The organism is Rhodospirillaceae bacterium, from assembly GCA_018662005.1.
In the GTDB taxonomy this organism is placed as follows: Bacteria; Pseudomonadota; Alphaproteobacteria; order Rhodospirillales; family JABHCV01; genus JACNJU01.
Window position 1 is genome coordinate 39,216 of sequence record JABJHA010000014.1, and the last position, 19,827, is coordinate 59,042.

General features: G+C 54.7%; 19 protein-coding genes. 16 read left to right on the plus strand and 3 right to left on the minus strand.

Translation table 11 applies throughout. From position 1 onward, the window contains the following. Window positions 1-57 precede the first annotated feature (57 nt). Window positions 58-1,620 carry a hypothetical protein gene (locus tag HOL66_07180; protein MBT5244010.1) on the minus strand — a complete coding sequence of 521 codons (1,563 nt, stop codon included), beginning with the start codon at window positions 1,618-1,620 and terminating at the stop codon, window positions 58-60. 239 nt (window positions 1,621-1,859) lie between these two features. On the opposite strand from HOL66_07180, the gene HOL66_07185 reads away from it, so the two are divergent. Further along, complete coding sequence (locus HOL66_07185; protein ID MBT5244011.1) at window positions 1,860-3,224, plus strand: FAD-binding oxidoreductase; 1,365 nt, start codon at window positions 1,860-1,862, stop codon at window positions 3,222-3,224. 3 nt (window positions 3,225-3,227) lie between these two features. Here HOL66_07185 and HOL66_07190 read toward each other — a convergent pair whose 3' ends face one another. Further along, the gene (locus HOL66_07190) at window positions 3,228-4,019 is read right to left on the minus strand and encodes a ComF family protein (GenBank protein MBT5244012.1); all 792 of its coding nucleotides are present in this window, start codon (window positions 4,017-4,019) and stop codon (window positions 3,228-3,230) included. Between the two features lie 21 nt (window positions 4,020-4,040). Between HOL66_07190 and HOL66_07195 the strand changes: the two genes are divergently transcribed. From HOL66_07195 to HOL66_07225, 7 genes are all read left to right on the plus strand, one after another. Further along, window positions 4,041-4,853, plus strand: a complete 813-nt coding sequence (locus tag HOL66_07195; GenBank protein ID MBT5244013.1) for a methyltransferase domain-containing protein — start codon at window positions 4,041-4,043, stop codon at window positions 4,851-4,853. Between the two features lie 27 nt (window positions 4,854-4,880). Further along, window positions 4,881-5,060 carry a DUF3012 domain-containing protein gene (locus tag HOL66_07200; protein ID MBT5244014.1) on the plus strand — a complete coding sequence of 60 codons (180 nt, stop codon included), beginning with the start codon at window positions 4,881-4,883 and terminating at the stop codon, window positions 5,058-5,060. Between the two features lie 19 nt (window positions 5,061-5,079). After that, window positions 5,080-5,790: a DNA/RNA nuclease SfsA gene (gene sfsA / locus HOL66_07205; GenBank protein MBT5244015.1), complete on the plus strand. Its 711-nt coding sequence runs from the start codon at window positions 5,080-5,082 to the stop codon at window positions 5,788-5,790. A gap of 16 nt (window positions 5,791-5,806) precedes the next feature. Further along, a complete protein-coding gene (map, locus tag HOL66_07210; protein ID MBT5244016.1) occupies window positions 5,807-6,631 on the plus strand; it encodes a type I methionyl aminopeptidase in 825 nt (274 codons plus the stop codon). After that, window positions 6,631-7,311 carry a DNA repair protein RadC gene (radC, locus tag HOL66_07215; GenBank protein ID MBT5244017.1) on the plus strand — a complete coding sequence of 227 codons (681 nt, stop codon included), beginning with the start codon at window positions 6,631-6,633 and terminating at the stop codon, window positions 7,309-7,311. Before map ends, radC begins: the two co-directional genes overlap by 1 nt. 18 nt (window positions 7,312-7,329) lie before the next feature. Continuing rightward, window positions 7,330-8,565 (plus strand): MFS transporter, encoded by a 1,236-nt coding sequence (locus HOL66_07220; protein ID MBT5244018.1) that lies wholly within the window; start codon window positions 7,330-7,332, stop codon window positions 8,563-8,565. Window positions 8,566-8,643: 78 nt separating this feature from the next. Beyond that, window positions 8,644-10,035 carry an adenylosuccinate lyase gene (locus HOL66_07225; GenBank protein ID MBT5244019.1) on the plus strand — a complete coding sequence of 464 codons (1,392 nt, stop codon included), beginning with the start codon at window positions 8,644-8,646 and terminating at the stop codon, window positions 10,033-10,035. 5 nt (window positions 10,036-10,040) lie between these two features. Here the strand turns inward: HOL66_07225 and HOL66_07230 are convergent, their stop codons facing one another. Then, window positions 10,041-10,406, minus strand: coding sequence for a DUF1476 domain-containing protein (locus HOL66_07230; GenBank protein MBT5244020.1), 366 nt, complete (start codon window positions 10,404-10,406; stop codon window positions 10,041-10,043). 137 nt (window positions 10,407-10,543) lie between these two features. Between HOL66_07230 and HOL66_07235 the strand changes: the two genes are divergently transcribed. The 8 genes from HOL66_07235 (at window position 10,544) to purL (ending at window position 19,822) form a co-directional block, all read left to right on the plus strand. After that, the gene (locus HOL66_07235; protein MBT5244021.1) at window positions 10,544-11,302 is read left to right on the plus strand and encodes a hypothetical protein; all 759 of its coding nucleotides are present in this window, start codon (window positions 10,544-10,546) and stop codon (window positions 11,300-11,302) included. Between the two features lie 89 nt (window positions 11,303-11,391). Further along, window positions 11,392-12,156 (plus strand): phosphoribosylaminoimidazolesuccinocarboxamide synthase, encoded by a 765-nt coding sequence (locus tag HOL66_07240; GenBank protein ID MBT5244022.1) that lies wholly within the window; start codon window positions 11,392-11,394, stop codon window positions 12,154-12,156. Then, on the plus strand, window positions 12,153-12,395 hold the full coding sequence (purS, locus tag HOL66_07245; protein ID MBT5244023.1) for a phosphoribosylformylglycinamidine synthase subunit PurS: 243 nt from the start codon (window positions 12,153-12,155) through the stop codon (window positions 12,393-12,395). The genes HOL66_07240 and purS overlap by 4 nt, the downstream gene beginning before the upstream one ends. A 5-nt stretch (window positions 12,396-12,400) precedes the next feature. Continuing rightward, a complete protein-coding gene (gene purQ, locus HOL66_07250) occupies window positions 12,401-13,093 on the plus strand; it encodes a phosphoribosylformylglycinamidine synthase subunit PurQ (GenBank protein ID MBT5244024.1) in 693 nt (230 codons plus the stop codon). A gap of 43 nt (window positions 13,094-13,136) precedes the next feature. Next, entirely contained in the window at window positions 13,137-14,627 is a 1,491-nt protein-coding gene (locus HOL66_07255) for a hypothetical protein (GenBank protein ID MBT5244025.1), read from the plus strand. 39 nt (window positions 14,628-14,666) lie between these two features. Then, entirely contained in the window at window positions 14,667-15,491 is an 825-nt protein-coding gene (locus HOL66_07260) for a rhomboid family intramembrane serine protease (protein ID MBT5244026.1), read from the plus strand. After that, a complete protein-coding gene (locus HOL66_07265) occupies window positions 15,488-17,560 on the plus strand; it encodes a molybdopterin-dependent oxidoreductase (protein ID MBT5244027.1) in 2,073 nt (690 codons plus the stop codon). The genes HOL66_07260 and HOL66_07265 overlap by 4 nt, the downstream gene beginning before the upstream one ends. Window positions 17,561-17,638: 78 nt before the next feature. Further along, window positions 17,639-19,822: a phosphoribosylformylglycinamidine synthase subunit PurL gene (purL, locus tag HOL66_07270; protein ID MBT5244028.1), complete on the plus strand. Its 2,184-nt coding sequence runs from the start codon at window positions 17,639-17,641 to the stop codon at window positions 19,820-19,822. The last annotated feature ends 5 nt before the right edge of the window (window positions 19,823-19,827 follow it).

Below are 19,827 nucleotides of genomic sequence, written 5' to 3' on the forward strand. Positions count from 1 at the left end.
ACGATGTCCGTTATCAAGAGAATGACCCGATTGAAACATTTAAAACACCCCCTAGCCCTACGCTGCTGTGGCTTTGTCGATAACCAGGTCCACCAGGGGGAGTTCAATCCAGAATGTGGCTCCCTTGCCCACTTCGCTTTCCACACCGATCGCGCCGCTCATACGCTCTATCAGGTCTTTGCTAACAACCAGACCGATGCCGGTTCCTTCGACCCCAGAAGTCTCGGCTCCCAGGCGACTGAAAGGTTTAAACAGTTCCTTTTGCTTGTCCTCGTGGATTCCTTCGCCTGTGTCGGTCACTGCGATGCGCAACATTTTGTCGGCGACTTTTTCGATAGTGATGGATACCGTACCGTTCTTCCGGTTGTACTTGACGGCGTTGGACATCAGATTGAGCAGCACCTGCTTGAAGCGGGTGTGATCGGCGCGAACCATGGGTACTTCCATTGCCTCTTCAGGCACGGAAACATTGATGCCATGTTCCTCGGCCAGTGTTGTTATCAGCAGCAGACATTCGTTGAGAATTTCCGTTGGTGAAAAATCCTCGATGACAAGTTCCACCTTGCCAGCCTCGATCTTAGCCAGATCGAGAACATCGTCGATCAGTTTGAGCAAGTGCTGGCCGCCCGTGAGGATATGACCGACGCTCTCTTCTTGCGATTTGCTAAGTGGCTCTTTGGGGTTGTACTTCAGCATTTGAGCGAAGCCGAGAACAGCGTTCATTGGCGTCCGCAGTTCATGGCTCATGGAAGACAGGAATTCGGACTTGGCCATGTTCGCCTTTTCGGCTTCTTCCTTGCTAACCTGCAGTTCATTCTCTTTTCTCTTGATCATTTCCAAATTTACACAAGCCCATTGAAGCATCCGGTTAAAGGCTCGAATGACATCCCCCCACTCATCGGATCTTTGTGATTCTAGATAGTAATTTTCGGGGTTGTTTGGATCGGAACCGACGGCCCTCAATCGAACACCAAGGCTAATGAGTGGTGTGAAGACCATCCGATTCAGAACGAGCATCGTTACGAACGTTACAAAGACAGAAATCAGAAGAACAAGGCCTGCAATCCGCCACACAAAGGCTACGATTTGAGCGTCGATTTCACTTGTGTCAATTCTGGATAAAACCAGATAGGGCGTTTGAACGCGCTGTGTCGGCCAAAGAACATCCAATCGGGTATTGTCATTTGATCTTCGCCGGATTGACTGGCTGGGATTTTCGATTGCCTTATCAAATAAACCGGGAGATTCTCCGAATCTGGTTAGTTCCTTTCCAGTTTGATCAAATATCCTTGCGCCAACCAAAACCGACCCATCCCGCAGCGATTTAAAGATGTCGGAAAATTGTGTATCCAGGGTGCCTTTGGAATCAACGGACCTGAGGATCGACCGCATCACCACCACGGCTTCCCTTTCCACTTCCAGGAGACGGTCTCTTTCGTAGTTCTTTACCGAGAAAAACAGGATTCCGCCTTCGATCACGAGGATCGAAAAAAATACCGCAACGGTAATCCTTTTACAGAGGCGGCATCCAAAGGCGCTTCTCAAGTGATCCCAAACGTCGTTGATAAACAGTATTTTTTTTGGAGATGTATCCATCATACGTGCAAAAAGTTTCACCACTATGCCTTTGTCTCTTAACATTAAAATTAGTTTGGAACGCTCGTTCAGTTATTATTTGACCTTACTATCGGCACGGATTGCCCACAAGTGAAACAGTGAGATATGAAGTTCACATGGTTGTGATTTCTGATTAACAGCTAAGGTCTGGAAACGGCAATGAACCGACGGTAATAACACCACCAGGTTTGGACTACTCAGCGAACGTAGAATGCCAATGTTGCGGAATTTATGGGACTAAAATGACCGAACACGATACCGATATTGCCGTAATCGGCGCTGGAATAATTGGCATTGCGACGGCCTATTTTCTTAAAAAAGCAGATCCCCGCCTGAAAGTGACCCTCATCGATCAGGGACAACCGATGGCCTTTACGTCCGCGCAATCGGGCGAAAACTATCGTAACTGGTGGCCACATCCGCTGATCAAGCGTTTCACCGACCACAGCATCGATTTGATGGAGGCCATTGCCGGGGAAACAGATAACCGCATTAATATGACCCGTAGCGGTTACGTGTTGGCGACCCGGATGCTGGATGTTGACAGTCTGGCAAGTGCACTGTTTGCCGGATATGGCGACGATCCCGACAACAATATCCGCATTCATTATGACAGCACCTCGGCAACCTACGCACCGGCTGGTTTTGAACAGTGGCAAGCCGCACCATCCGGCGTCGATATGCTGTGCGGGGAAGCCCTGATCAAGAAACATTACCCCTGGTATGGCGCTGATTTGCGTACCCTTGTCCACATCCGCCGCGCCGGCATGATTGACAGTCAGCAAATGGGCCAGTTCATGCTTGAGCAATTTCGCCAGTGGGGTGGAAAGCGCATCCAGGCCCAACTGACAGGGGTTGAAGTAAAACGGGGATTTATCCTGATTTTTAATGATGGCGAAGAAAAACTTCATACCGCCAAGGCCGTCAATGCGACCGGGCCGTTCCTCAACGATGTTGCCAATCTTTTCGGGGTAGACTTACCCGTCCACAATGTCCTGCAACAGAAAATTGCCTTTGAAGATGTCGCTGGCGCCATCCCCCGGCAAATGCCGTTTTCCATCGACCTGGACAGCCAATCAATCGATTGGGGTGAGGAGGAGCGAGAGCTTCTGCTTGCCGACCCTGATCATGCCTGGATGGCCCGGGAAATGCCGGGAGCCATCCACTGTCGACCCGATGGCGGGGAAAAAGGTAACTGGGTCAAACTGGGTTGGGCCTATAACGAAACACCGACGCAGGCGCATTTCGAGCCACAGTTCGATGATCATTTTCCGGAACTTGTGCTGCGCGGTGCTTCACGGCTCAACCCGTCACTGAAATCCTATTTCGAGCGCCTGCCGCGCAACCGCACTCATTACGGCGGCTACTACACAATGACCCGGGAAAACTGGCCATTGATCGGACCGATGGGTGTCGAGGGCACCTATGTGGTCGGTGCCATGTCCGGCTTCGGGACAATGACCGCCTGCGCCAGCGGCGAGCTTTGCGCTGATTGGGTTCTGGATGGCGACTTGCCCGCCTACGCCGAACAGCTCAGCCTGCGCCGCTATCAGGATGCCCCGCTGATGGCCGAACTGAACGCCCGACAAGACCGCGGTTTGTTGTAGGTCTTATAAGGGGAACGGCCTTAAAACCCGGCCCAACGTCAACACATCAACGGCCTCTGCCCCGGCCCCCAGCAGAGCGCGGGTCACGGCGGACGCCGTCGCCCCCGTCGTCAGCACATCATCAACAAGGACAACCCGCTTGCCCGAAATATTGGGTATATATTTTTCGCGAACCTGAAAAGCGCCCCGTACATTGCGTTTTCTTGCCGACGGACTGAACCGCCCTTGTGATGGCGTCGCCCGCTTGCGAACCAGTAAATCGGGGATGGCTGGAACAGCGCTTATCTGGCTGAGACGCTGACCCAGCAACGCCGCCTGATTATAGCGCCGCTTGAACAGGCGGCTCCAATGCAGCGGCACGGGGGTGATCAAATCGGCATTTTCCAATACGTCAGCCCCTGCCCTTGCCATCCAGCGGGCAAAGGCGGAGGCGGCTTCGGTCCTGTCTGCGTGCTTGAAAGTCAGGATAAATGGGCTTGAGGCATCATCGTAAGCGAGCACTGCACGGGCCCGCTCGAAAACCGGCCGCTTCCTGACACAGGAACCACAAAGATGACCATCAGAATAATCGTTCCCCTGTGCGGCGAATTCAAATGGCAGACCACAGATTGCACAATGGGGCTGACTGATAAAGGTGACATCCTGCCAGCAATCCAGACACAATGCGCCCTGTTCTTCGACCAGGGTTCCACAACTTAAACATTGCGGCGGCAAAAGCACGTCCAGGGCCCGCCTGCCAAAATGGCGCAGGGGTGCTGTGAATGTGGCTTTTGTCCGGGGCTCTGCCTGTGTCATAAAGTGATCATGTCTGAATCCATGACCGTGTTCAATCGCCAGCTTGTCGCCCGCCACCGCGACCGGGCAGCAGCAACCCTGGACGACCACGATTTCCTGTTTCAGGAAACAGGCGAGCGTTTGTGTGATCGTCTCGACGATGTTCACAGGAAATTCCCGGTCGCCCTCGATCTGGGATGCAGAACCGGCACCCTGGGTCGCACGCTGGCCGGGCGTGGCGGCATTGAGGAGCTCATTGTCTGCGATCTTTCACAACCTATGACCGAGCGTGCCGGCCCCCGGGGAGTTGTTGCCGACGAGGAATATCTGCCCTTTGCACCCAAGGCCTTCGATTTGATTTTGAGCAACCTCAGCTTGCACTGGGTCAACGATTTGCCCGGCGCCCTGACCCAGATCCGTCGCTGCCTGAAGCCGGGCGGTTTGTTCCTGGCCACGATGCTGGGCGGCGATACCTTAAGCGAGCTGCGCCAGTCCCTGGCCAAAGCCGAAGCCGCCATCGATGGTGGCTTAAGTCCCCGCATTTCACCCTTCGCCGACGTCAAGGATGCCGGTAACCTTCTCGCACGGGCCGGTTTCACCATTCCTGTCGCCGATCAGGAAGCCATCACTGTTTCCTACCCTGACCCCTTCAAACTGATGGCCGACCTTCGCGGCATGGGTGAAGGCAACGCCGTCATGGAGGCCCGCAAGGGCCTGACCAGCCGGACCATGATGATGGAAGCGGCCCGATATTACAGTGAAGACTTTGCTACAGATGACGAACGCATCCCGGCAACCTTTCAGGTCATCACCCTGAGCGCTTGGGCCGAAGATAAGAATAATGATAGTGTTTAGCTAACAATCAACAGGGAGGAACAACCAATGTTTTTTAACATCAAAAAAGTGATCGTCACCTTCAGTGGCATTCTCGCCATTGCCGCCCTCACCGCCTGCTCGCCGGAAGTTGGCTCTAAAGAGTGGTGTGAGGATTTAAAAGAAAAGCCAAAAGGTGACTGGTCCAGCAATGAAGCAGCCGACTTTGCTAAAAATTGTGTTTTCTAGCGTGCTTTAAAACACAACAATGAAATTTCCTGACCCCCTGATCGCTGGCCGCCTGGTCAAGCGCTACAAGCGCTTTCTTGCCGATGTGGAACTTGAAGACGGTACAATTGTCACCGCCCATTGCGCCAATTCCGGCTCCATGTTGAGTGTTAAGGAGCCGGGTTCGGAAGTCTGGTTGTCACCGGCCAGAAATCCGGAACGCAAGTTGCGCTACACATGGGAGTTGATAAAAATCGGCAAAACCTTTGTCGGCATCAACACCGCCCTGCCAAATGGCATTGTCGAAGAAGCCATCAAAGAAAATAAAATCCCCGAACTCGCCGGTTACGCAAGTCTGCGCCGGGAAGTTAAATACGGCAAGAACTCGCGCATTGACCTGTTGCTCGAGGACCCGGCGCGCCCCATATGTTATGTCGAGGTCAAAAATGTTACCTTAAGACGCGGATTGAAAAAGGGTGACCCGGTTGAATTCCCCGATTCTGTGACGACACGGGGAGCAAAACATCTGGTTGAACTGGCCGATATGGTGAAACAGGGCCACCGTTCGGTTATGATGTATCTGGTCCAGCGTCAGGATGGGGATACTTTCACCATTGCCGGGGATATCGACCCCGACTATAAAGCCGGGCTCGATACGGCAATAGCGGCGGGTGTTGAGGTATTGTGTTATCAATGCGCCCTGAACACCAAGGGGATTAAAGTCTCGAAACCCCTAAAACTGGCCCTTTAAGTTTAAGAGTTTAAGAATGAACGATCAGTTACACAAAGATGCTGTCTATCCTGAAGAGCGCTCCATAAAGATTCACACGGCGCGTGATTTTGAAGGTATGCGCAAGGCCGGCCGTCTGGCCGCCGAAACGCTCGACATGCTCGTTCCCCTGGTCAAACCCGGCATGAAGACCGAAGAAATCAATACCCTTGTCCACAACTACACCCTTGATCACGGTGGCACACCGGCGCCGTTGGGTTATCGTGGTTTTCCCAAATCCGTCTGCACGTCGATCAACCACGTTGTCTGCCACGGAATTCCCGGCGATAAAAAGTTAAATGAGGGGGATGTCGTCAACATCGACGTCACCACCATTCTTGATGGCTGGTTTGGCGACACCAGCCGCATGTTTTATGTTGGCGATGTGGGGATCAAGGCGCAGAAGCTGGTGGAAACCACTTATGAAGCCCTGTGGCGCGGCATCAATGTTGTTCGCCCCGGCGCCACCACCGGTGACATCGGCTACGCCATTCAGGAATTTGCCGAAGCCAAACGTTATTCGGTTGTACGCGATTTTTGCGGCCATGGCCTGGGCCGGGTTTTCCATGACGCCCCCAACATCATGCATTTCGGCAAACCCGGCGTCGGCACGACCCTGAAGACGGGTATGTTCTTTACCATCGAGCCAATGATCAATATTGGTGGCTACGATGTGAAGGTTAAATCCGATGGCTGGACAGCCGTTACCAAGGATCGCTCCCTTTCGGCCCAGTTTGAACATTCAATCGCCGTCACCGATGATGGTTTTGAAGTCTTCACCCGCTCCCCCGCCGGTTTAAACTGCCCGCCCTACGGGACATAATGACAAAAAAACCAGATCATAGCGGCCATCGTGAGCGCCTTCGTGGGCGCTTTATGAAAAGTGGTCGGGACAGTCTTGCCGACTATGAACTGCTTGAGCTGGTTTTGTTTCCGGCTTTGCCCAGACGTGACACCAAGCCGCTGGCGAAAGCCCTGCTCAAGAAATTTGGTTCATTTGCTGAAGTGATCAGTGCTGAGCCCCGGGAACTTCGCAGCATTGACGGCATTGGCGAGGCCGCTGTGGTCGCCTTGAAAACAGTTCAGGCGGCGGCCCTTAAACTTTCTCAAGGTGAAATCATGGACCGCCCGGTTCTGACATCATGGGATAAACTGATGAAATACTGCCGGGCCAGCATGGCTTACGAAAAGTCGGAACATTTCCGCATTTTGTTTCTCAACAAAAAAAATGTCCTGATCGCCGATGAAGTTCAACAACAAGGCACCGTCGACCATACCCCGGTTTATCCGCGCGAAGTGGTCAAGCGCGCACTCGAGCTTGGGGCAACGGCGATCATCATGGTCCACAACCACCCCAGCGGTGATGCATCGCCCTCAAAGGCCGACATCGAGATGACCATGGAAGTGAAGGAAGCAGGCGAGAGACTGGGAATCATGTTGCACGATCATGTGATTGTTTCCAAAAGCGGCAATAACTCATTTAAAACCATGGGATTGCTTTAATTGAGCCAGCCGTTTTCCCTGATCCGGGTTTTTGTTCCTTTCGCGCTGGGTTACTTCCTGTCCTATCTGTACAGGGTGGTCAACGCGGTGATCGCACCTGATCTGATATCCGAAATGGGCTTGGGGGCATCGGACCTGGGCTTGATGACGAGCGCCTATTTTCTAACTTTCGCACTGTTTCAATTGCCCCTTGGGATGCTTCTCGATCACTACGGGCCGCGAAAGACTGAGGCAATCTTGCTGTTGTTCGCGGCCACCGGCGCTTTCGTTTTCGCAGGCTCGACCAGCGCCTTAGGCCTTATTGCCGGTCGGGCCCTGATCGGGCTGGGGGTGTCATCCTGCCTGATGGCGGCGTTCAAGGCTTATTCCATATGGGTATCAAGGGAACGCCTGCCGCTGATTAACGGTTTCCATATGGCCGTAGGGGGACTGGGTGCACTGAGCGGTACCGTACCGGTCGAAGCGGCGCTGTCATATACGGACTGGCGCGGGGTTTTCCTGTTTCTGGGTTCGCTCACGGTGTTGGCGTCGGCGGTCATCTTTATTATCGTACCCAAGAGGAACGAGAGCGAGATCAAAGAAACATCGGGCGGTATGAAAAGTCAGTTAAACGGCGTCATCACTGTCTTCACCAGTCCCATGTTCTGGTGGGTCGCACCCTTCACCGTCGCCTCGCAAGCGGCGTTTCTGGCTACTCAAAGTCTATGGGCGGGCCCCTGGCTGCATGATGTTGGCGGCCTGGAGCGCGATCAGGTCGCCAGTCACTTGTTGCTGGTCGCAGCTTCCATGGTTGCCGGATTCGCCTCTTCGGGCGTTATCACAGACCGCTTGCGGCGTTTCGGCATCAAGCCGTTATCCATCGCCGTCGCTGGCATAAGTATTTTCATTATTGTTCAGTGCCTGATTACCTTCCGTCTTGTCGACGCGGCGCTGCCGTTGTGGATGATGTTTGGATTTTTCGGCACCACAGGCATCCTGCCTTATGCCGCCTTATCACAAAAATTTCCCCTGCATTTGTCCGGCCGGGTCACCACCGGGCTCAACCTTCTCGTCTTCGTCAGCGCCTTCGCCACCCAGTGGGCAACCGGCGCCATTATCGGCCTGTGGCCAAAAACCGCAGTCGGTGGCTACGACCCGGCAGGCTACCAGGCCGCTTTCGGTGTTATTATCGGATTTCAGGTTCTGGGACTTCTGTGGTTAATCGTTTTCGGCAAGGGCCGCCGCGAATTTGCGATAGCTCAACAGGACATTTGATACGATCACTACTTTTCATTCCGGCCCTGTTTCGCTATACCCCACCTATGGATTTTGCTTTTAATAGGAAGCCCCGCAATGATACCCCGCTACAGCCGCCCCAAGATGACCGCCATATGGGAACCTGCAAACAAGTTCCGTATCTGGTTTGAGATCGAGGCCCACGCGTGCGACGCACAGGCCGATCTTGGCGTTATTCCGGCGCAGGCGGCAAAGACTGTCTGGGAAAAAGGCGACAAGCCGTACACCCAGGATCGTATTGATCGCATCGATGAGATCGAACGCGAAACCCACCACGACGTCATCGCTTTCTTGAGCGAACTGGCCGAGCATGTCGGTGATGAGGCGCGCTTTATCCATCAGGGCATGACATCCTCCGATGTTCTTGATACCTGCCTGAGTGTGCAGATGACCCAAGCTGCCGATCTTATTCTTGAAGATATGGACGCCTTGCTGGTTGTTCTGGAGGCCCGCGCCCGCGAACATAAGGATGATGTCTGCATTGGCAGGTCCCATGGCATCCATGCCGAACCGACATCCTTTGGCATTAAACTGGCCGGTCATTACGCCGAATTCAAACGTGGCCGCGATCGCATGGCCATGGCCCGCGAAGACGTCGCCACCTGCGCCATTTCAGGGGCTGTCGGCACCTTTGCCAACATCGACCCGAAGGTCGAGGAACATGTCGCCGCCAAACTGGGCCTGAGGCCGGAACCGGTATCGACACAAGTTATCCCGCGCGACCGCCACGCCGCCTATTTTGCGGCGATGGGTATTATCGCCGGGGCCATAGAGCGACTGGCGACGGAAGTCAGGCATCTTCAGCGTTCGGAAGTCCGCGAGGCCCAGGAATACTTTGCGCCGGGCCAAAAAGGCTCAAGCGCCATGCCGCACAAGCGCAACCCGATTTTATCTGAGAACCTGACGGGTCTGGCCCGCATCGTTCGCGCCGCCGTCATCCCGGCAATGGAAAACATCACCCTTTGGCATGAACGCGACATTTCCCATTCGTCCGTCGAGCGCATGTTCGGACCCGACGCAACGGTAACACTGGATTTCGCCCTGGGCCGCCTGACCGGCATGATGGACAAGCTGGTGGTTTATCCAAAGACGATGATGGAAAACCTGATGCAGTTCGGTGGTTTGCATGACTCGCAACGGGTTTTACTGACCCTGACCCAACACGGGGTCAGTCGCGAGGACGCCTACGTCATCGTACAACGCAATGCCATGAAGGTATGGCGCAGTTACGGTATCGATCCGGATAATCCGGAAGGTACGGTTGAAGCATCTGCGGAAGACAAGCAGGCCGAAGAGCACGGAAATCGTTTCTTCTATTTCCTGTCAAAAGACGCCGACGTCGCCGAAGCACTTGGGGAAAGCGGCTTGAAAGAACTGTTTGACGTCGACTCGACGGCCTTCCACACGAAAAACGCCGACGCGATCTTCGCCCGGGTTTTCGGATCTTAAGAAATTCAGCCGCCGACGCGACCGTGATCACTGCCCAGCGGTTCGGAATAGCCTTCGGTGACTTCTTTTTCAGCGATCACTTGCAGGCGCTTGATTTCGGCACGGATAACATCATCGTCGATGTCCACACCACCATCGCTAAAGCTTTTCGATACCATGCGCACGACATCTTCGTGGCCAGCCTCTTCAAGGTCGGAAACCACGACTTTCTTGGCAAAAGCCTCGATATCGTCACCGCTTAGGCCCAGTTTTTCCGCTGCCCAGAACCCAAGCATCTTGTCGCGCCTGGCTTCAATCTTGAACCGGGTTTCCGCGTCATTCTTAAATTTGGCTTCTTCGCTGGAGCCACGATTCTTAAAGCTGTCGTTCATCGGTGTCGTCCTTGATTTTGGGTCATTTCCGGGACAATACGTGCCTAAGTCCTGTTTCGCAACGACTACTATCCATTTTTTGTGGGTATTTCGATAACAGCTACGAAATTACCTTACTTTCTATATATAATGCACAAATGTGCACTTTGGTAACCCTGCGCCGCCCGGACCATGATTGGCCATTGATTGTCGCCACCAATCGCGATGAAAAGATTGATCGCCCCTGGGCCCCACCGGGCCGTCACTGGCCGGACCGGGGTAACGTTATCGCTGGTCGGGACGAACTGGCAGGCGGCACCTGGCTGGGCGTCAATGATGATGGCGTCATCGCCGGGGTCCTCAATCGCACCGGCTCGCTGGGCCCCGATCCGGCATTTAGAAGTCGCGGCGAGTTGCCCCTTGAGGCACTTGATCACGCCGAGGCGGTGGCTGTCGCCGAAGCCTTGTTCGACCTTGACCCGAAAGCCTACCGTCCCTTCAATCTGTTCGTAGGCGACGCCCAGGAGGCGTTCTGGATATCCTCCCTGAATGAATATGGTGAGCCGGGTATGCGGCTGGGTGATATCCCGTCAGGCGTCTCGATGTTAACTGACAGCGACCTTAATGATGCCTTTTCACACCGGGTCATGCGCTACCTGCCACAGTTCCATGAAGCACCGGCACCCGAACCGGCAGAAGACGACTGGTCGACCTGGACTGAGATCCTTGCAAGAAAAGAATTTGAAGAAGACGCGGGCCAAAAGGGAGCCATGAATATTGATGGCGGTGACGGCTTTGGCACCGTTTGCTCATCAATCATCGCGATCCCTTCGATGGCCCTGGCGCCCCAAAAACCACGCTGGGTTTTCGCAGGCGGCGCCCCCGACAAGACCCCGTTCGAGGCGGTTCAACTTTGATCTTTCGGGGCCGTTGTTTTGTGTAGGGACTCCTGCTATATCAGGCTTTCAACTTAAAACGAGCCCGATTCTTTTTGGAAACCAGCCCCATGGCCCGACGCAGACAGTTATTCGAAGGCAAGGCAAAAGTCATTTTTGAAGGCCCTGAACCGGGCACCCTTGTGCAACACTTCAAGGACGACGCATCGGCCTTCCATGCCCGTAAAACCGGCACCATTACCGGTAAAGGGGTCATCAACAACCGGATTTCCGAGCACCTGATGATGAAACTCGGCGATATCGGTATCCCGACCCATTTCATGCGCCGCCTGAACATGCGCGAGCAACTTGTTCGCGAAGTCGAAATCATTCCGCTGGAGGTGGTCGTGCGCAATGTTGTCGCGGGCTCTCTGGTCAAGCGTTTCGGCCTGACCGAAGGCGCCACGCTGCCGCGTTCCATCGTCGAATATTATTACAAGTCAGGCGAACTGGGCGATCCCATGGTCAATGAAGAGCACATCACCGCCTTTGGCTGGGCCAGCCCACCCGAACTGGATGAAATCATGAGCCTGACATTAAGGATCAATGATTTTATGTCTGGCCTGTTCATGGGCATCGGCATCCGTCTGGTCGATTTCAGGCTTGAATTCGGCAGACTTTGGGAAGAAGACCAGATGCGCATCGTGCTGGCAGATGAAATCAGCCCGGACAACTGCCGCTTCTGGGATTCCAAAACCGATGAGAAAATGGACAAGGACCGCTTCCGCGAGGATATGGGCGGCGTCAAGGAAGCCTATCAGGAAGTCGCCCGACGCTTGGGAATTTTACCCGAAAGTGGCCCCGCTGACATGCGCGGACCGGAGTTAATGCAATGAAAGCCCTGATCCACGTCACCCTGAAGCCCGGTGTCCTTGACCCCCAGGGCAAGGCCGTACAACACGCACTGGGCTCGCTTGGATTTTCCGGTGTTGACGGTGTCCGCCAGGGCAAGTTCATCGAAATCGACCTGAGCGAAACCGACGCCGTCAGGGCCCGCGAAAATGTCGAGGCCATGTGCAAGCAACTGCTCGCCAATACGGTTATTGAAGATTATTCAATCGAGATTACGGAATAGGCCGCATGAAAACCTCCGTCATCGTCTTTCCCGGATCAAATTGTGACCGCGATGTTCAGGTCGCCCTTGCAGCGTCCACGGGAGTTGAGCCCGAGATGGTCTGGCATGGCGACACGGCGCTTGCCAAGACCGACCTTATTGTTATTCCCGGTGGCTTTTCTTACGGTGATTACCTGCGTTCGGGAGCCATCGCCGCCCATTCACCGGTCATGCGCGAGGTCGTCAGCCGCGCCAATGCCGGTGTGCCGGTGCTGGGAATTTGCAACGGCTTTCAGATTTTAACAGAAGCCGGACTGTTGCCGGGCACGCTGATGCGTAACGCCAACCTGAAATATATCTGCAAGGATGTGCACCTGAAGGTCGAAGCCAGCAACACCCTGTTTACCCATGGCTATGACCAGGGCCAGGTGATCCGCATCCCCATCGCCCATCACGACGGTAATTTTGAAACCGACGAAGAAACCCTGAAACGTCTGGAAGACGATGGCCGGATTGCTTTTCGTTATTGCGACGAAGGGGGCAACGCATCGAAAACCGCCAATCCCAATGGCTCCATCGCCAACATCGCCGGTATCACCAGCGAAAGCCGTACCGTCTTAGGGCTGATGCCCCACCCCGAAAGACTGGTCGATCCCCTGCAAGGTGGCACCGACGGCAAAGCCATGTTCGACGGCCTGATGGAGAGCCTGGCGGCTTAGCTTTTATTTCCCATAAAAAAACACTAATAAGTTAATCTTGCGCATGTTTTTAGAAACCAGCTTTGTCCTGCCCGTTACAGTCGCCCTGCAGTTGGCAGCCGCATTTTTCGCCTATCGGTTAATGCGGCGAACAAGCAGCAACATTTCATGGACCCTCATTACGGCATCCCTGCTACTGATGGCGGCCTTCAGTTCCATCCATTTTTACTACATGCCGGAAAGCGATGCCGTTAAAATGGCAAGCAATGCTGAATTCATGGTGCTGTTGATTTCTGCGCTGATGGTCATCGTAACAATCCAGCGACCACAGCCCACCCCTGGCCAGGGTGACAACCACGGCGAGCGCATTGAAAACATTCTCAACGATGCCATTAAAAATATTTCAGAAGGTTTTGTTATTTTTGACAGCGATGGCAGATTGGTCATCTGTAATGACCGCTACAAGGATTTCTATAAATATTCTGACGAAGACTGTGCCCCCGGCGTCCTTTCAATAGACCTTGGCAAACTGGACCTGGAACGCAAAACTGTTATCTACGACGGCAAGGTAGAAGATTATATTTTACGCCGTGATGACACCTACGAATTAAAGGACATACTGACAATCTATCTGGCCGATGGCCGGATTCTGGAAACCCGCGACCGAAAAACCGCCACCGGAGGTGTCGTCAGTTTTCAGCAGGACGTGACAGAGCGCGTACAGGCGCGTCAGGCCTTGCAACAGGCCCATGACAAGCTGGAAAGTCGTGTCGAGGAACGGACACGCGAACTGTCCCGGGAAGTACTCGATCGTAAACGGGCAGAAGAAAATGCCAAAGTCGCCAGCCACGCCAAATCTGACCTGCTGGCGAACATGAGCCACGAATTGCGTACCCCTCTCAATGCAATAATCGGCTTCTCAGGAACCATAAAAGAAGAAACATTCGGTACACTGGACAATGAAAAATATCGTGAATACATCAATGATATCCATCAATCCGGGGAACATCTTCTTGAATTGATTGATGACATCCTTGATGTTTCTGCAATCGAGGCGGATGCCATCAAATTGCAAGACGAGACTGTCTCTTTATCCGCAATCGTTGATACCTCGGTTCGTCTCATCAGGCCCCGGGCGGAAGATGGTCATGTCACCATCAGCCAATCTATTGATTCCGAAATCCCAATGATCATTGTCGATCAACGGCGGATGAAACAAATATTGCTTAACCTGCTGAGCAATGCCGTAAAGTTCACCCCCGAAGGAGGGAAGGTTTCCTTAAGCGCCCGGCTGAATGAACAGGGGTCTCTCAGTATTGCCATCGCTGACACAGGCATCGGTATGGATGAAGACCACCTGAAAATAGCCTTAAGCACGTTTGGTCAGGTAGACAGTGGCCTTGATCGAAAACACGAAGGCACGGGCCTGGGGCTTCCTTTGACCAAGGGGTTGGTCAATCTGCATGGCGGCAAGCTGGATGTTGAAAGTGAAGTCGGTAACGGCACACAGGTAACGGTAACCCTGCCCAAGGAACGTATCGCCCAGGATAAATGACGGGTTTGTGACGCGGCCTGAATTTGCCATACTCCGGCTATGCTTCTGCCGCTTAAAGACGATAATCCCCTCAAGCGCATTCCCTACCAGTACGTGACGGTGGCCTTGATCGGCTTGTGTGTGATCGTCTTCATGTGGCAATTGTCGTTGGGCGAGGCAGGCGGGCGCAAGGCGGTGCTTGGCTTTGGTGCTATTCCATCGGTCCTGTTCGGCAGCCGCACCCTGCCCCTCGAACTGGCCACAATCCCGGCCCCTCTGACATTGATCACATCCATGTTCATGCATGGTGGCTGGATGCACCTGATTGGCAACATGTTGTTCTTATGGGTGCTGGGCGACAATGTTGAAGACGCCATGGGCCATCGCCGGTTTATTGTCTTCTATATTTTGTGCGGTATCGCCGCCGCCCTGACCCACGCCGGGCTCGACCCGGATTCGACGACCCCGATGATCGGCGCCAGCGGCGCTATATCGGGTGTCATCGGGGCCTACCTGATTTTGCACCCGAAGGCGCAAATCCTGACTCTGGCCTTCCGCTTTTTCATCCACATCCCGGCCTACATCATGTTGGGGATCTGGATCGCCATGCAGGTTATCAATGTCTCCATGGCGACGAACACAGGCGGCGGGGGTGTTGCCTGGTGGGCCCATATTGGCGGCCTGATTGCAGGATGCATCCTGATCGCGCCCATGCGCCACAAATCAGTGCCGCTGCTCGCAGGCTTCGGAAAAAATACTGTTGAACCCGAACCCGAGGAGGCCCCACCGAGCGGCCCATGGGGACGGTTGACTCTCGGGCAAGCCAAGGACCATAAGAAACGACGCGCAAGACGCTCTTTTATTCCAGACTCAGGAAACAAATGACTCACTTCGCCAAAACCACCTGCCCCCACGATTGTCCGTCCGCCTGTTCGCTTGAGGTGGAGGTCCTGAGCCCTACCGAGATCGGTCGCGTGCACGGCTCCAAGAGCAACACCTATACGGACGGCGTCATCTGCGCCAAGGTCGCCCGCTATGCTGAACGGGTGCATCATCCGGACCGGTTGACTGCGCCGCTGCGCCGAACCGGCAAGAAGGGTTCGGGAGGATTTGAAGAAATATCATGGGAAGAGGCGCTTGATACCACTGCAGAAACCTTTCTGAAGGCAGAAGAACAATACGGCCCCGAAACCGTCTGGCCGTACTTCTATGCCGGGACAATGGGACAGGTCATGCGCGACGGCATCAATCGGCTTCGCCACGTCAAAAAATACAGTGGCCAGCATTCGACCCTGTGCAGCATGGTCGCAAACATCGCCTCGCGCGCCGGAACCGGCAAGACGATGGGGCCGGACCCGCGCGAAATGGCTGTTTCGGACCTGGTTATCATCTGGGGCACCAACCCGGTTTCGACCCAGGTCAACGTCATGACCCACGCCATTAAAGCGCGCAAAAACCGCGGTACTAAAATCATCGTCATCGACACCTACAACACACCAACCGCCAAACAGGCCGACAATTTTATTTGTGTACGTCCGGGCACCGACGGTGCGCTGGCTTGCGCCCTGATGCATGTGCTGTTCCGCGATGACTTGGCGGACCGGGAATTTATGCACCAATACGCCGACGCGCCGGATCAACTGGAAGCCCACCTGAAAGACAAAACGCCTGAGTGGGCTGAAGCCATCAGCGGCGTTCCGGCTGCCCGCATTGAAGAACTGGCGGCGATGATCGGGGCCACAGCAAAAACCTATTTCCGTTTGGGTTTTGGCTTCACCCGTAACCGCAACGGCGCGGTCGCCATGCATTCTGCCTTTTGCGTCGCCACCGTTTGCGGCGCGTGGGCGCACGCAGGCGGCGGCGCTTTTCACAGCAATGGCGATATTTTCAAACTCAACAAAACGATGATCGAAGGGCTCGATGTGCGCGATCCCACCGTTCGGGTTATCGACATGTCGCGCATTGGCCCAGCCCTGATCGGTGACCCGCAGGATCTGGGCGATGGCCCGCCGATCACCGCCATGCTGATTCAAAACACCAACCCCATGAACGTCGCCCCCGACCTGAACAAGGTCCGTCAGGGTTTTGCCCGCGAAGACCTGTTCGTTTGTGTGCACGAGCAATTCATGACCGAAACGGCGAAGATGGCCGACATCGTCCTGCCGGCGACGATGTTCATGGAACATGACGACCTGTACCGGGGTGGCGGTCACCAACATTTATCACTGGGGCCAAAAGTCATCGATGCCCCCGAAGGCTGCCGAACCAACCACTTTGTTATTTGCGAACTGGCCAAGCGACTGGGGGCCAGTCACCCAGGCTTCGAGATGACGCCGTTGCAGCTGATCAACGACTGTCTTAAAAAATCAGAATATCCCGATACCGACGCGATTAAGAAAGATTGCTGGATTGATGTTCAACCGGACTTTGATACATCCCATTACCGGAATGGTTTTGCCCACCCCGACGGGAAATTCCATTTCAAGGCCGACTGGGCAAAAGCGGGACGTCAGGGGTTTGGACCCGCAAAGCTTATGGAGACCATGCCCGCCCTGCCCGACCACTGGGCGGTTATCGAACAAACCAGTGACGAAATGCCCTATAAACTGGTCACCGCACCGGCCAGGAATTACCTGAATTCCACCTTCACCGAGACCAAAACCTCGATAAAGAAGGAAGGTGAACCGCACGTCAAAATCAGCGCCCAAGATGCTGGTACACTTGCCATTTCCGACGGGGACAGGGTCCGCCTTGGTAACGAACGCGGCACCATTGTCGTCAAGGCAAAACTTGAAGAAGGCGCTGTCCCGGGTGTCGTTGTTGTTGAAAGCGTCTGGCCCAACGCCGCCTTCGAGGAAGGCATCGGTGTCAACGCCCTGACCGGGGCCGACCCGACAGCACCTAACGGCGGGGTACCCTTCCATGACAACGCCATTTGGATTCGTAAAATTTAGCTCCTATTCCTTGGTATTGACCCGAAGAATCGGGTATGAAAACCCCCATCATCAACGGATCAGTCAAAAACGGAAATCATGAGCGAAATTACCCCTGAAATCGTCGCCAGCCATGGCCTCAGTAAAGATGAATACAGCCAGGTCCTGGAGATCATGGGACGCGAGCCGAACCTGACGGAGCTGGGCATTTTTTCGGTCATGTGGTCCGAGCATTGCTCCTACAAATCATCAAAAAAATGGCTGAAAACCTTACCGACAGAGGCTCCATGGGTGATTTGCGGACCCGGCGAGAATGCCGGCATCATCGATATCGGGGACAACCACGCCATCATCTTCAAGATGGAAAGCCACAACCACCCATCGTTCATTGAACCTTATCAGGGGGCGACGACAGGTGTTGGCGGCATCATGCGTGATGTCTTCACCATGGGCGCCAGGCCGATTGCCAACCTGAATGCGCTTCGTTTCGGCAGAACCGATCATCCCAAGACCAAACATCTGGTTTCAGGTGTCGTCGCCGGGATCGCGGGATACGGCAACTGCATGGGGGTTCCGACCGTCGGCGGTGAGTGTGAATTCCACACCTCGTACGATGGCAACATTCTGGTAAACGCCATGACCATTGGTCTTGCCGACACCGACAACATTTTCTATTCCGCCGCCGCAGGCATCGGTAACCCGGTGGTCTACGTTGGCTCCAAGACCGGCCGTGACGGCATCCACGGCGCGACCATGGCCTCGACCGAATTTTCCGAAGATTCCGACGCCAAACGCCCGACTGTCCAGGTCGGCGATCCGTTCACTGAAAAACTGCTGCTTGAGGCCTGCCTGGAACTGATGGCGACCGACGCCATTGTCGCCATTCAGGACATGGGCGCTGCGGGATTGACATCTTCCAGCTTCGAGATGGCCTCCAAGGGTGGTGTCGGTATCGACATGGACCTGGACGCGGTCCCCCAGCGCGAAGAAAACATGACCGCTTACGAGATGATGCTGTCGGAAAGCCAGGAACGCATGTTGATGGTCTTAAAGCCCGGCCGCGAGGACGAGGCCCGGGCCATCTTCGAGAAATGGGAACTGGATTTCTCAATCATCGGAACCTTAACCGACACCAGGCACATGGTCCTGCGCCACAAGGGGGAAATCGTCGCCGACCTGCCCATCGATCCGCTGGCCGAATCCTCGCCTGAATATGACCGCCCATGGGTGGAAACACCCAAGCAGCAAGCGATCACTGACAGCAACCCGCCAGATGATCTGATGGCTTGTCTTAAAAAATTGGTCAGCTGTCCCGATCTGGCTTCCAAACGATGGATTTGGGAACAGTACGATCACATGGTCATGGCCGACACGGTCGAGCGCCCCGGTGGCGACGCCGCCATCGTCCGCATCCACGGCACCGACAAGGCTATCGCCACGGCGTCGGACTGTTCGCCGCGTTATTGCTTCGCCGACCCTTATGAGGGCGGCAAGCAGGTCGTCGCCGAAGCCTGGCGCAACATCAACGCCGTTGGCGCGAAGCCGATGGCGATCACCGACAACATGAATTTCGGCAACCCGGAGCGCCCTGAAATCATGGGCCAGTTCGTCGGCTGCGTGAAAGGCATCGGCGCGGCTTGCGTGGCCCTCGACTTCCCTGTCGTTTCAGGCAATGTCTCCCTTTACAACGAAACCAACGGCGAGGGTATCCTGCCAACCCCGACCATTGGCGGTGTTGGTCTGATGGCCGATGTCCACAAGCGCGCCTCTATTGCTTTCGGCGCTGAAGATCAGGACATTATCCTGATTGGCGAGACCCTCGGCCAGCTTGGCCAGTCACTTTATTTGCGTGAAATCGAGGGCCGTGAAGAAGGCGCGCCGCCGCCGGTCGATTTGGGGCTTGAACGCCTGAACGGTGATTTTGTCCGCTCGCTGATTGAAACGGGAACCATCACCACGGCCCACGATGTTTCAGGTGGCGGCCTGGGTGTGGCGCTTGCTGAAATGGCCATGGCCTCAAACATTGGTGCGACCATCGAGCCCTCTGAAAGCGCACCAACATTACACGGCTGGCTGTTTGGTGAGGATCAGGCCCGCTACCTCATCGCCACAAGTGACGCGGAAACGGTCCTTGCAAAAGCCGAAGCCGCTGGCGTCCACGCCAAAAAAATTGGCCGCACAGGCGGCAAACAGTTGACTGTCGGGGGGCAAGCAACCATATCCGTTGAAGAGTTGGCTGCCAGCCATAACAACTGGCTGCCTGATTTTATGTCGAAACCTTAAATTAT

Excerpts from the sequence above, each read along its gene's own strand:
- HOL66_07185 (MBT5244011.1), top strand. The coding sequence starts at position 1,860 with ATGACCGAACACGATACCGATATTGCCGTAATCGGCGCTGGAATAATT.
- map (MBT5244016.1), top strand. The coding sequence starts at position 5,807 with ATGAACGATCAGTTACACAAAGATGCTGTCTATCCTGAAGAGCGCTCC.
- HOL66_07260 (MBT5244026.1), top strand. The coding sequence starts at position 14,667 with ATGCTTCTGCCGCTTAAAGACGATAATCCCCTCAAGCGCATTCCCTAC.
- purS (MBT5244023.1), top strand. The coding sequence starts at position 12,153 with ATGAAAGCCCTGATCCACGTCACCCTGAAGCCCGGTGTCCTTGACCCC.
- purL (MBT5244028.1), top strand. The coding sequence starts at position 17,639 with ATGAGCGAAATTACCCCTGAAATCGTCGCCAGCCATGGCCTCAGTAAA.
- HOL66_07235 (MBT5244021.1), top strand. The coding sequence starts at position 10,544 with ATGTGCACTTTGGTAACCCTGCGCCGCCCGGACCATGATTGGCCATTG.
- HOL66_07195 (MBT5244013.1), top strand. The coding sequence starts at position 4,041 with ATGACCGTGTTCAATCGCCAGCTTGTCGCCCGCCACCGCGACCGGGCA.
- HOL66_07265 (MBT5244027.1), top strand. The coding sequence starts at position 15,488 with ATGACTCACTTCGCCAAAACCACCTGCCCCCACGATTGTCCGTCCGCC.
- HOL66_07200 (MBT5244014.1), top strand. The coding sequence starts at position 4,881 with ATGTTTTTTAACATCAAAAAAGTGATCGTCACCTTCAGTGGCATTCTC.
- HOL66_07230 (MBT5244020.1), bottom strand. The coding sequence starts at position 10,406 with ATGAACGACAGCTTTAAGAATCGTGGCTCCAGCGAAGAAGCCAAATTT.
- HOL66_07225 (MBT5244019.1), top strand. The coding sequence starts at position 8,644 with ATGATACCCCGCTACAGCCGCCCCAAGATGACCGCCATATGGGAACCT.
- HOL66_07190 (MBT5244012.1), bottom strand. The coding sequence starts at position 4,019 with ATGACACAGGCAGAGCCCCGGACAAAAGCCACATTCACAGCACCCCTG.
- radC (MBT5244017.1), top strand. The coding sequence starts at position 6,631 with ATGACAAAAAAACCAGATCATAGCGGCCATCGTGAGCGCCTTCGTGGG.
- sfsA (MBT5244015.1), top strand. The coding sequence starts at position 5,080 with ATGAAATTTCCTGACCCCCTGATCGCTGGCCGCCTGGTCAAGCGCTAC.
- HOL66_07240 (MBT5244022.1), top strand. The coding sequence starts at position 11,392 with ATGGCCCGACGCAGACAGTTATTCGAAGGCAAGGCAAAAGTCATTTTT.
- HOL66_07255 (MBT5244025.1), top strand. The coding sequence starts at position 13,137 with ATGTTTTTAGAAACCAGCTTTGTCCTGCCCGTTACAGTCGCCCTGCAG.
- purQ (MBT5244024.1), top strand. The coding sequence starts at position 12,401 with ATGAAAACCTCCGTCATCGTCTTTCCCGGATCAAATTGTGACCGCGAT.